At 53.3% G+C, this 12,252-nt stretch carries 9 protein-coding genes and 1 pseudogene; 8 read left to right on the plus strand and 2 right to left on the minus strand.

Translation table 11 applies throughout. The annotated features are described in order from the left end of the window. Window positions 1–69: 69 nt before the first annotated feature. From WIH05_RS09760 to WIH05_RS09795, 8 genes and pseudogenes are all read left to right on the plus strand, one after another. The gene (locus WIH05_RS09760; RefSeq protein WP_022272463.1) at window positions 70–588 is read left to right on the plus strand and encodes a M23 family metallopeptidase; all 519 of its coding nucleotides are present in this window, start codon (window positions 70–72) and stop codon (window positions 586–588) included. A 186-nt stretch (window positions 589–774) separates the two neighbouring features. Further along, the gene (locus tag WIH05_RS09765; protein WP_022272462.1) at window positions 775–1,377 is read left to right on the plus strand and encodes a lactate utilization protein; all 603 of its coding nucleotides are present in this window, start codon (window positions 775–777) and stop codon (window positions 1,375–1,377) included. Between the two features lie 53 nt (window positions 1,378–1,430). Beyond that, the gene (locus tag WIH05_RS09770; RefSeq protein ID WP_022272461.1) at window positions 1,431–1,841 is read left to right on the plus strand and encodes a CBS domain-containing protein; all 411 of its coding nucleotides are present in this window, start codon (window positions 1,431–1,433) and stop codon (window positions 1,839–1,841) included. Window positions 1,842–2,145: 304 nt separating this feature from the next. After that, window positions 2,146–7,455, plus strand: coding sequence for a fibronectin type III domain-containing protein (locus tag WIH05_RS09775; protein ID WP_337425316.1), 5,310 nt, complete (start codon window positions 2,146–2,148; stop codon window positions 7,453–7,455). Then, window positions 7,456–8,715 (plus strand): hypothetical protein, encoded by a 1,260-nt coding sequence (locus tag WIH05_RS09780; RefSeq protein WP_337425317.1) that lies wholly within the window; start codon window positions 7,456–7,458, stop codon window positions 8,713–8,715. It abuts the gene before it with no gap. A gap of 372 nt (window positions 8,716–9,087) precedes the next feature. After that, window positions 9,088–9,339: a spore coat associated protein CotJA gene (locus WIH05_RS09785; protein WP_022272456.1), complete on the plus strand. Its 252-nt coding sequence runs from the start codon at window positions 9,088–9,090 to the stop codon at window positions 9,337–9,339. After that, complete coding sequence (locus tag WIH05_RS09790) at window positions 9,327–9,836, plus strand: spore coat protein CotJB (RefSeq protein ID WP_022272455.1); 510 nt, start codon at window positions 9,327–9,329, stop codon at window positions 9,834–9,836. The genes WIH05_RS09785 and WIH05_RS09790 overlap by 13 nt, the downstream gene beginning before the upstream one ends. 1 nt (window position 9,837) lies before the next feature. Further along, window positions 9,838–10,245, plus strand: a pseudogene (locus WIH05_RS09795) (manganese catalase family protein); the annotation flags it as partial. A gap of 84 nt (window positions 10,246–10,329) precedes the next feature. On the opposite strand, the gene WIH05_RS09800 reads toward WIH05_RS09795, so the two are convergent. Both WIH05_RS09800 and WIH05_RS09805 read right to left on the minus strand, forming a co-directional pair. Further along, window positions 10,330–11,901, minus strand: a complete 1,572-nt coding sequence (locus tag WIH05_RS09800) for a recombinase family protein (RefSeq protein WP_074133947.1) — start codon at window positions 11,899–11,901, stop codon at window positions 10,330–10,332. Between the two features lie 78 nt (window positions 11,902–11,979). Continuing rightward, window positions 11,980–12,123, minus strand: coding sequence for a hypothetical protein (locus WIH05_RS09805; protein WP_005427045.1), 144 nt, complete (start codon window positions 12,121–12,123; stop codon window positions 11,980–11,982). Window positions 12,124–12,252: the final 129 nt, after the last annotated feature.

Genomic DNA, 12,252 nt, shown 5'->3' on the forward strand with positions numbered 1-12,252 from the left:
TCTGTTTATTGCAGACAAAACATCCTGTTCCATTACAACAGCCTTAGGGGAAAGTGAGCCGGTTCCCATGTGACCGAAAATACCCTGGGAGCGGCAGAGACAGAAGCCGCGGCCCTGGAGGATCCGCCGGCAGACGAGGCCGGAGCAGCGGCCGGGGATTCCCTGGTCCTGGATTTTACGGAAAGCGACAGGCTTTTGTGGCCGGTACAGGGAAATGTGATCCTGGGATACAGCATGGACACCACCACCTGGTTCCCGACCCTGGAGCAGTATAAATGCAATCCGGCCAACGTGATCCAGAGCGAGGTGAGCACGCCTGTTTCTGCCCCGGCCGACGCCAGGATCCTGGAGGTAGGCGTCAATGAGGAGATCGGCAGTTATGTGCGGCTGGATCTGGGCAACGGCTACCAGGCCGTCTGCGGCCAGTTAAAGGAGATCCCGGTGGTGGAGAACGAGTACGTCAGCCGGGGCGATGTGCTGGGCTATGTGGCCGAGCCCACCAAATATTATTCCCTGGAAGGGGCCAGCCTGTACTTTGAGCTGCTTTCCGGGGACGAGCCTGTGGACGCTCTGGATTATTTGGAGTAGGGGACAGGGAAGAAGCTATAAGGATCTGGAAAAATGGACCGCCTGGAAAATACCCGGCGGTCTGTTTTTTGACGTTAATATGAATTTAATAAAAAGTTCACAGAGTTTTCGTGAAAATATGAGAGAAATATGGTAAACTGTACATAACTTTACAGAACGGAAAGAAACCAGATGAAGGAGGAGCATATGGATTACGGGAAACTGAAGAAAAGCTTTGAGGACCACCGGTTTCTCACCTCGTATTTTGAAACGAAGGAGGAGGCGGCTTCCTATCTGAAGGATAAGATCCGCGGGGAGCGGGTGGGCTTCGGCGGTTCCATGACCTGTCAGGAAATGGGGCTGTACGAGGTTCTGAAGGAAAACAACCAGGTGGTCTGGCACTGGAAGGACGAGATGACTGCGGCAGAGGCCAGAAGAGCGGCCATGGATTCCACCGTATATATTTTAAGCGCCAACGGCGTTTCGGAAACCGGGGAGCTGGTGAATATCGACGGTACGGGAAACCGGGCGGCGGCCAGCCTGTTTGGTCCGGAACGGGTCTTCTATGTGATAGGAAGGAATAAGATCGCCCCGGACCTTCACAGCGCCATTGCCCGGGCTAAAAATACGGCCTGTACGAAAAATGCCAGACGCCTTGGGGTCAAGACGCCCTGTACCGCGTCCGGGGAGCTGCGCTGTTACGACTGTAATAGTCCGGCCCGGATCTGCAGCGCCACAGTGATCCTGGAGCGTCCCTGTAACGGAATGACCGTGGAGCTGGTCTTCATCAACGAGGACCTGGGATATTAGGGCACAGGGAACGGGCGCTTTCGGGCGGATATAGACTAAAGGAGAGAGATGAAATGAATATATTGTTTTTTCTGACACCGAAGAGTGAGGTGGCTTACATCCACGATGATGAAAGCCTCCGGCAGGTTCTGGAGAAGATGGAGTACCATAAATATTCGGCGGTGCCGATCATCAGCAGGCAGGGAACCTATGTGGGGACCATCACCGAGGGGGATCTTCTGTGGTACATAAAAAACCAGCTGGATCTGAACCTTCAGGAAGCAAGAAGGATCCTGATCACCAATGTTCCCCGCCGTTCTGACAATACGCCGGTGAGCATTGACAGCAATATGGAGGACCTTTTAGACAAGGCCATGAAGCAGAACTTCGTTCCGGTCCTGGACGATAAGAAATCTTTTATCGGGATCGTCACCAGAAAAGACATTATGAAGTATTTTGCGGATAAAATGAAAAAAACAGAATAAATGAAAAAATTTTCTTTTCAAAAAACGTCTGATGTGTTATACTGGGCGTCATGAGACGGGGAAATAGGATCCGGCCAGAAATCTGATTCTGACCGGATTTTTTATTTGATAGGAAATTCCTATCAAATAAAAAAGCACTTCGTGCAGAATCGCACTGCGGCGGTATGGAATTTCGTCGCAAATGCGACCCGCCGCAGGCGGAGAATCCTGCAAGAGCAGGATTCTTTCTTGTGCCATGGGGACCGAAGATCCCCTGGGAAATGGATACTCCGCAGGCAATAAATCTGATCCATAGGAGGAAAGAGTGAAAAGAACTGTGAAAAAGAGAACGGGAATGCGGTCGGCAGCGGCTCTTCTTGCGGTCCTTATGGCTGTGCAGAGCCCACTGGGACGGACGGGAGCCATGGGAATGCCGCAGAAAAACCAGAGGACCCGGATGACCGCCACCATGTCGGATGCGGCGGCCGGGGAAGAAGCCTTAGCCGGACTTCTGGAGGAGAGGAACGGGATCCTTAGGGTGGAGGTCCAGGGCGTCGTAAAGGCTCCGGAGACCACCTGGAATGTGGAGCTGTATCCGTCGGAGGAAGAGGATGCCTCCATAGCCGAACCGGCCTTTGGAAGCCTTACCCTGCCGGCCGGAGACGGGAATACATACACAGAGGGGAGCTGTGAGCTGACGGAGCTTCCCGATGGGACGTATGATCTCAGGATGGAGCCGGAAAACGATACGGCCTCCTATGTGGCCTATGAGCAGAAGGGAATCCGGATCCAGGGGGACATGGTCTCCATCCGTTTAATGAACGATGCGCCGGAAAACCACGGATACGGGGAGAGCGGAGCCGGAAGCCGCATCGGCGTTCTGGCCATGGGCGATATCGACGGCAGCGGAGCTGTGGATGAGGACGATAAGGAGGAGCTTCTGAAGCTGGCAGCCTCCGGCCAGGTCCATGACGATCTGTTTTATGACCGGGCCGATCTGAACGGCGACAGTCAGGTGGATCTGGCGGACGTAGCATGTTTTGCAAAGTATTATAAGGAAGATGTAAGGACTGCCCGGGAGATCCGGACCATGCGGATCACAGAGGAAGAGATCCATACGGCGTCCGCCAGCAACGCGGAGATCTCCCAGGGAACGGTGGAGCAGCTGTTTTCCGGTGCGGCCAGCCTTACCCTGGAAAGTGAGGAGGCCATTTCCGGGGAGAATCCGGTGACCATTTCTGCGGAGTTTGGCTCCGGAAAGACCATGGCCGGGTTCGTCATCGACCCGGTGGACGGCTCTGGCAACACCATTGTGGACGGAACTGTTTCTGTGGAGACAGAAAAGGGAAAAGAAAAGGTCTTTGAGATCGAAAACGGAAAAGTAAAGGAACGGAGCCTGGGAAGGGCGCTTCTGGAATTTTTCACAGGAAAAGAGGAGACCGTAAGCCAGGGAGGCCCCATCGTCATCGATCTGAAGGGCCAGACAGCCGTGAAGAAGGTGACCATTAAGGTCAGCCGGACCCTGGGGAACACTGCCCTGGTGGATATTGCAAAGGTGGAGTTCCTGGGGGACATGAAGGAACGGATCCCGGAGCCGGAAATGACAGCGCCGGAGCGGGTGCAGGTGGAGAACGGGGACGCGTCCTTTACCGTGACCTGGCGGAGACAGCCCAATGTGACGGGCTACGAGGTGACGGTCCATGGAGTCAACAGTAAGAAAAACGAGGTGACACAGACCTTCCAGACGGATAAGCCGGAATTCCGGGCAGAAGGCCTGGGAGACGGGGCGCTGGCCAATGGAAATTCCTATGAGATCCAGATCCGTTCGGTGAACGGGGCCTGGAAGAGCCCGGCGGCAGAGGCTGTGGGACAGCCCAGGGCGGCCAGCCTTCCGCCTGCACCGGAAAATATCACGGTGACATCCCGGTATAAGGGGCTTTCCATCAGCTGGAAGGATATGATGGATACAGACAGCTATAACCTGTATTACAGGAAGTACGGCGACTCCCAGGGAGCGTACACGAAGATCCCGGATATCCGGGAGAACCGGTATGAGCTTAAGGGGCTGGAGGATAAGACAAAGTATGACGTTTATCTGACCGGCGTGAACCCGCTGGGAGAGGGACCGGAATCGGTCCACTATACGGGAGTGACGGCGGCCCTGGATCCGCCGGTGACGCCGGATTACAAGCGGATCAATGTGGAGGTGCCGGGAGAGCCGGTGACCGCCCATATCGAGTCGGTGCGCTATGGGTATGATGTCTCCAAAGGTGAGTATGATATTGTAGATGGAAACTATGAAACCTCCTGGGCCCGTATCGACTGGGATTCGGGTGCGACCTATTATGATTTGAAAAAAGCTCCCATTGTGTCCTTTGACAGGTCCTATGAAATGGACACAATGGTGGTGATCCCAGACGGAGAACAGACGTTTTCCTATAATAAGGCAGTGCTTTATTACTGGACAGACCGGAACGACATCCAGGACAGCACAAAGAATTCTGTTTCCGGCGTCCTGGAGAAAAAGACCAGCAACAATAAGGCCTACTACGAATTCCGGGCGGACAGGCCCATTGAGGCCGAGGCTGTGCAGCTGACTTTAAGCGCCAGTGACCGCCGGATCTCCATGGCAGAGCTTAAGTTTTATTACTACAACCCGCTGGAGGACGAGATCATGGACCTTTACGGGGATCCCTACCATGTGAGCCTGCGGCCGGACGTGGACCGGGAGACCATGGGAAAACGGATCCAGAGCCTTAAGGACCGGCTGGACCAGCCGGATCCGGTCAGCGGGGAGCTGCACCCCAGGAAGGAGATCCTGGAAACGGAGCTGGCCAACGCAGCGCGGATCTTAAAGGACGGCGCGCTCCAGGCGGAGATCCTGGCGGTGGACAGCAAGGATACAGGAAACTCCGACAGCCACATCACCTTTAAGGGCGGTCTCAATACGTACCAGCCCCTGGGCGTGACCGCAAGGGCCGGGGAGACGGTTACCGTCTATGTGGGAAGCCCCGCCCATAAGACCGGGGACGGCACCAGGCTTCAGCTCGTTCAGACCCAGTACCATGGAAGCTCTGCTGCCTGGACCAGGACATTGGGGAATTTAAAAGCCGGAGCTAATGATTTTACGCTGGAGGCCCTGGACCATATGGACCTGGAGCGGGGCGGACAGCTTTATGTGGTCTACACCGGAGAGGCAGGCCGGGAGCAGTACGGTGTCCGTGTCAGCGGAGGAACGAAGATCCCGGTGCTGGACCTTTCGGATACAAAGGATCCGGCGGAGCGTCTGAAGCTGGCGGAGGCCTATGTGAACGGGCTGGAGGCCATGGTCCAGGATATGGAGGCTCTCCATAACAGGGATCATCAGGACTATTCTTATGATGAAAAGAACTGTATCTACGGAGCCACGGACATCGTGAGCCGGTATACCATGATCTCCGGCCCCTCGGACCAGATCCTGGAGGGACTGTCCGGGAATACGGCAGCGGAAAAGGCCGCAGCCCTGGAGCAGTCCATGACAGCCATGGATCAGATGGTGGAGCTGTTTTACGCCCATAAGGGCTTAAGCACGGCATCTGATGCCGAGCCCCACAACCGGGTACCGGCCGGCCGTCTGAATATCCGCTACCAGAGGATGTTTGCCGGTGCCTTCATGTACGCCGGAGGCCTCCACATCGGCATCGAGTGGCCCCAGTTTAAAGAAATGGTAAACGGAAAGCCCGTGATTGCGGACGCAGAGGGAAGGTATCAGTCCGGCAGCCTGTTCGGCTGGGGGCTTTCCCATGAGATCGGCCACGAGATCAACGAAGGGGCCTACGCGGTGGCAGAGGTGACCAATAACTACTATCCGCTGCTGGCCCAGGCCAGGGATACCAATGATTCCCTGCGGTTCAAGTACGAGGACGTATTTAAAAAGACCACCTCGGGAGCCAGGGGAAAGGCGTCTGACGGGGCGGTGCAGCTGGCCATGTACTGGCAGCTCCATCTGGCCTACGATATGGGAGGCTATAATTTCAAGACCTTTGATACCAGCAAAGAGCAGCTGGAAAATCTGATCTTTGCCAGAATGGATTCCTATGTGCGTAAGCCATCCTCGGCACCGGGAGCGGAAGGAAATAAGCTGAAGCTTTCCGGGACCGATAAGGACAATGTGCTGATGCGGCTGGCGGCGGCTGCGGCCCGGAAGGACCTTCTGGACTTCTTCCGCCACTGGGGCATGGAGCCGGACGCAGACACTGTGCGCTATGCCTCCCAGTTTGAGAAGGAGGAGCGGGGCATCTGGTTCGCCAACGATGAGAACCGGGTATGGCAGATGGAAAACCGGAACACCTCCCAGAAAACGGAGTCTTCCGCCAAGGGAAGCGTTCCCCAGGGAACCATCCAGTATGTGAATGGAGAAAACCAGGTGAACCTGGAGATCTCCGGGGACACAAACGTATGGATCTACGAGATCGTCCGCTGCGAAAGGGACGGCGGAACGGAGAAAAAGCAGTCTGTGGGCTACGCATACGCACATGATGGAGAGGCTGTATTTACGGATGTGGCCGCCACAGCCAACAACCGGGTCTATACGTATGAGATCACCGGATACGACAAATGGCTGGAAAAAACGGAGCCAGGAAGGACAAAGGAGGTCAAGGTGAGCCACAGGGGCGACATCGACCGGACCTTATGGACCGTCAGCACCAACCTGACCAACAGTGAGCTGGAGGAGCCGGGAGAGGATCATCCGGATACCTATGTGCAGCCAGGGCTGGAAAAGATGGTGGATCTGGAGACTGAGGGCGCTGTTACCACCTTTACAGGCTCTGTAAAGGCCGGCCAGACGCCGGAGATCGTCCTGGAATTAAACCAGCCGGAGCTGGTGACCGGGCTCGTTTACACGGCGGCCGAGGGAACTCCCATAGGAAAATTCAGCGTCAGTGTCAGCCAGGACGGAAGCTCCTGGGAGAGGGTCCCGGTGAGCGCAGATACATTTACCCTGGAAGACGGCAGCCAGACCGTGTACTTCCATGACGGCACCGTTCTTTATACGTACGACGCGGCCTTTGTGAAGCTGACGGCAGACGGCCAGGGAGGCCGGGAGCTTTCCATATCGGATCTTTCCCTGCTGGGCCAGACAGGAGACAATGTGGAAATGGATGCAGCCGGTATGGGCAGGCTCATGAAGGACTTTGCCATCAACGGCGGGGCAGACGGAGTGATCCCGGAGGGCAGCATCGTGTTTACAGGAACTTATAAGGGAAACCCGGCCTATAACGTGGTGCTTTTATGGGACGAAAAGGGTCAGATCGTGGGAGGAACGGATGCGGATGGAAACATCCAGGCAGAATCCCTGATCCTGGCAAAGGTTCCGGAAAACGGCCTCCTGGGAGAGGTCAGCGACGGCATCTGGATCTATTACCTGCCGGAGGGGACCAGTCTTCCAGAGCATGTCCGGGCAGAGCTTTACCGGGTGGACGATGCGGAGACTTTGGAGGGCCAGAGGACCGTCAGCTCCAGTCTGACCATAACGGTTCCGGAACAGCTGCCGGAGCTGGAGCTGGATCCCGGCTCCGGCCCGGCGGCCGGGAATGAACGGCTGAGGAAAAGAGACGGCCTTGGGGGCCGGACCAGAGAAGGAGAGAAGAATTAAGTGAGACGAAGGATCATAGGAAGCCTTATGGCCGCGGCATTTATAGCCGCGGGGACGGGGATCGCTGCCCTGGCTGCCGGAGGCGGATATATTCAGATGGAGTCTGGAAAGAAGGAGAACCAGGTAAGGATCTCCCTGGATTTTTCCGGAGACCGGGAATTCGGGAAATACATGGAGGATATTGGGGCTGTCCAGGTGGATCTGGCCCTGGAGACCCCGGAACCGGAAGATATCACCCGGGCAGAGTTTACCTTTGAAGCCAGTATCCAGAAGGATCCGGATGTGAAGATCCGGGATGGGATCTTTTTAGAGGATACTGGCCGGTTCAGCATTTTCCTGGCTGGAAACGGAACGGGAGACGGCCTGTTTAACGGCGGGAAAAAGCTGGAGCTGGGCGTGCTCCAGACGGCCTCCACGGAGGACATCACCCTCCGGGTGGAACGGATCGCCGCAGCAGCCGGAGAGGAGCTGGTCTTTGAAACGGACGGAGGAAGGGAAACCGAGTTTCTGCTGAAAGCCACTGACCCCGGAGAAGACCAGGGAGAGAACGGCGGCTCCGGAGACGGAGATAACTCTGGAAATGGAGATGGTTCTGGAGGGGAAGATGGAAACGGCGGAGATCCCGGAGACGGAGATGGTTCCGGGGATGACGGCACCAGCGGCGATGGAGACGGCACTGACGGAAATACCGGCAATGGCCAGGGAAATAACGGCGGTTCCGGGAATGGATCCGGAAACGGCTCCGGCGGCAGCTACCGCCCTGTGAAGAGCACAGGCTTTATCTGTCCCCAGGTATCTGCCAGAGAGACCGCAGGCCAGTGGATCCAGACAGGAGAGGACTGGCAGTTCCGGTTTTCTGGCGGCGCGATGGCTATGGACTGCTGGATCTTTAAGGGCGGCGAATGGTACCATATGGGAGCAGACGGCCTTATGGACCGGGGCTGGCATTACCAGAAAGAAACAGGAAGCTGGTATTATCTTAGGGAGAACGGCGCCATGAAAAAGGGCTGGATCCAGCTTTCCGGCATCTGGTACTACCTGGGAACGGCAGACGGCCGCATGGCTGTGGGCTGGCAGAGCATCGGTGAGAAATGGTATTACTTAAATCCGGCGGAGCCTGTGCCTGTGCCGGCAACGGATCCGGTCACCGGACAAACGGTGCAGAGCACGGAGGGACAGCTTCCCTACGGGGCCATGTACCAGAACCGGAAGACTCCCGACGGCTTCATGACAGGAGCCGACGGAGCCTGGATGGAATAGGAAACGTCAGGAGAAACAGAAGACAGCTTTGGCAGACAGCCGGCGTCCATGGAAACTGCATCCATGGACGCCGGTTTTTTATGTCATAGGAAAGTACGTCCCATGACATAAAAAACGCTCCGCGGGGATCGCCATGCGGCGGAAGGGAATTATGCCGCAGAAGCGGCCCGCCGCAGGCGGAGAAGCCCGCAATCGGGCTTCTTTCTTGTAGGAAACTGTGGCAAAGGCGCTCCGCAGGGACCGCCATGGGCCGAAGGGAAGAAAGGCACCGGGACCTGTCCTCTGGCCTGGAAAAAGGAAACAGGCCTTCTATGTACCGGAACGGGAGAATATGCATACCTTATTACTAGAAAATGAAAGGAGAAGGAGCTTATGAATTGTAATCAGAATCCTGACGGGACCGCCCGTATTCCCGGGATGATGCCTGTTCCGGGACCTGGACCGGTCCATGTGGATGGAAATATGCCGGGCGTCTGGGACCGTTTTCCGGTGGGCATGGGCTATGTTCCCATGCAGAACTGGGAAACGCCCTATCCCATAAGCCACGGTTTTATGCAGGGAACGATTTTCCCGTCTTTAGATTATCCGTTTATGATGGGAGGGTGCAGAAAATGGCAGAGATGAATTGTGGAGCCAGCGGAAAAGATCCCGGCGTAACGGGACAATGCTGTAAGAAGAGCTGCCAGGGCCAGATCCAGGTCCAGGCTTCCGCCCAGGCCAGACCCCAGGTCCAGACCTGCTGCCGTCCGGTCTGTCCGCCCCCGGCCCCCGGCGGAGGCGGCTGCGGATTTCCTGGTATGTATCCGCCGGCAGGAACTGCCTGCGGGATCCGTCCCGGTACGGGCCAGGGCTGCGGGATGTGTCCGGGAATGGATCCGTCCCGGCAGGCGCTGATGAAGCAGATCAACGAGGCCAGCTTTGCTGTGGATGAGGCGGTCCTGTTCCTGGACACCCATCCGGACTGCGCCCAGGCCATGCAGTATTACCAGAGCGCTGTCGGCGCCAGGAAAGCGGCCATGGACGCATACCAGAGCCGGTTCGGCCCCCTGCTGGTGGATGACGTTATAGGGAATACCTGGACCTGGGTGACGGAAAAATGGCCCTGGGAAGGAGGATGTTAATATGTGGAGGTATGAAAAACGGCTTCAGTACCCGGTAAATATCAAGGAGCCCAACGCGGGGCTGGCAAAGCTGATCATTAGCCAGTATGGCGGCCCAGACGGTGAGATGGGAGCGTCCATGCGCTATCTTTCCCAACGGTATTCCATGCCCTATGGGGAGCAGAAGGCAGTGCTTACGGATATAGGCACCGAGGAGCTGGCCCATCTGGAAATGATCGCAGCCATTGTTCACCAGCTCACGAGAAACCTTTCGGCAGAGGAGCTGGAGGCCCAGGGCTTTGCTCCCTATTATATCGACCATACGGCCGGGATCTGGCCCCAGGCGGCGGGCGGGATCCCCTTCAATGCCTGTGAGTTCCAGTCCAAGGGCGATCCCATCACAGATCTGTTTGAGGATCTGGCAGCAGATGGTGCAACTACATAAGTGCAACATAGAAGTGTTAAGTAGAAGTTCTATATAATCTGGTGTGCCAGACACCAGATTTTACAGAACTTAGAAATTCCAATGTATTTCAATCGGGACATTTCTTGTCCCTGGAATCCGTTTTCCTACTAATATATAATCAATTAGAGTTTCAACGGTTTCTCTGTCTAAATGTTCAAGATTTGTGTATTGCTCAATAAGCTGGCGGCGATTATCGCCTGTCTGGATTTTTCTCTCAATTACATCAAGCTGTTTTTGCGTTTCAATCACCAGCTTTTCAAGCCGTTCTCTGTCATTTGTGAAGTCTTTTGACAAATTCAGGAAATCATTTTCGGAAAGAATCCCTTTTACTTTATCAAGATAAAGTTCTCTGATTACCTTTGCGTCTTCTTCAATCTTTTTTTGATAAGTAGCAAGTTGTGTTTCTAAAGCAGTTTTTTTCTCCTTTACGTTGGAGTGAAATTCCACGTTCTGTTCCAATTCATCTTTATCAAGATATTCTTGTGATAACTTGTTCAGTTCAGAAATAACTGCCTGCTCCAACTTCTTCACAGAAATAAATGAGCCTATGCAAGCGTCCTTTGCAACATGGCGATTTGAACATTGTAAATAATGTCTTCCATCTGTCTGTTTATTAGAACGCATGGTATAGCCACAGTTCATGCAGCGAGCTTTTCTGGCAAACAGCCCTATGGTTCCTACTGTAAATGGTTTTGCTTTTTCAGCTACCATAGATTGTACTCTATCCCAAAGTTCACGGTCAATAATCGGTTCGTGTGTTCCCTCTACTCTGTACCATTCCTCTTTAGGTCTAGGCTTATTTTGTTTTGTCTTATACGAAACACTGCCATATTTTCCTTGAACCATATTTCCGATATAAATTTCATTTGTCAGCATATCGGAAATAGCAAAATATTTCCATAAGGTACTATTTTTTCTGGTAGGCTGCTTATAGCGTAAACCATGAAGCCGTTTATATTCCGTAGGGTTTGGAATCCCACGGTCATTCAGCATACGGGCAATCGCTGTTTTGCCATATCCCTGTGAAAATAAAGTAAAAACTTCTCTGACAACAGCAGCAGCTTCTTCGTCAATAATCAGGTGTCCCTTTTGCTCAGGGTCTTTTTTATAACCATAAAGAGCAAATGCACCAATATGAAATCCATTCTTCCGGCGGTCAGCCAATACGCTGCGGATGTTTTCTGACATATCCTCTAAATACCACTCATTAACCAGACCATTGATTTGTCTTGATTTTTTGTTTCCTTTATTAGCGGTATCTGCATTATCTACAATACTGATAAAACGAATCCCCCAGATAGGAAACAATCCGTGTATGTATTTTTCTACCAACTCTAACTCTCTGGTAAATCTGGATTGTGTTTTACAGAGGATAATATCAAATTTTCGGTGTTCAGCGTCATTTAACAGTTTGTTAAATTCTGGTCTTCGTCTATCTGAACCAGTATAATCATCATCACTGTATATATTGTAGACTTCCCAGCCTTGTTCCAATACATATTGAATCAGCATGGATTTTTGATTTTGAATACTGTTACTATCATCAGTTTCATGTTGTTTGTTTCTATCTTCTTCTGATAAGCGGCAATAAATAGCAACTTTTGACTTTGTGTTCATCATATTTTATCTCCCTTAAAGAGAAGATAAAACAAACATTCCACCTACACTTATTATACCGTGTTGGGAAATGTTTGTCTATCATTTTACAGGTAATACCTGCCCTTTGGATTTTTCTAATTGATTGATAAGTTCTATCCATTTTTGATTGAACTCTTTTTTTAATGCCGACTTATCTTCACACTTAAATACATTTTTGCAGGAAATTTCTGCTTCTTTTGGCATAATTCCACCTCACAGTCTTTACTATGTTTACAGACTATGCAAAAATGCTTGTTCATTATGAAAGAATCATCCTTAGCAAACCGAACAGCTTTCGCTAAAGCTCATGGGAATCTCACCCCTGCATGGTTC

The organism is Alitiscatomonas sp. (assembly GCF_037242085.1).
Lineage (GTDB): Bacteria > Bacillota > Clostridia > Lachnospirales > Lachnospiraceae > Alitiscatomonas > Alitiscatomonas aceti.

Bases quoted from the DNA above. Each gene is read 5' to 3' on its own strand.
- WIH05_RS09765 (WP_022272462.1), top strand. From the start codon at position 775: ATGGATTACGGGAAACTGAAGAAAAGCTTTGAGGACCACCGGTTTCTC.
- WIH05_RS09770 (WP_022272461.1), top strand. From the start codon at position 1,431: ATGAATATATTGTTTTTTCTGACACCGAAGAGTGAGGTGGCTTACATC.
- WIH05_RS09785 (WP_022272456.1), top strand. From the start codon at position 9,088: ATGAATTGTAATCAGAATCCTGACGGGACCGCCCGTATTCCCGGGATG.
- WIH05_RS09790 (WP_022272455.1), top strand. From the start codon at position 9,327: ATGGCAGAGATGAATTGTGGAGCCAGCGGAAAAGATCCCGGCGTAACG.
- WIH05_RS09800 (WP_074133947.1), bottom strand. From the start codon at position 11,901: ATGATGAACACAAAGTCAAAAGTTGCTATTTATTGCCGCTTATCAGAA.
- WIH05_RS09805 (WP_005427045.1), bottom strand. From the start codon at position 12,123: ATGCCAAAAGAAGCAGAAATTTCCTGCAAAAATGTATTTAAGTGTGAA.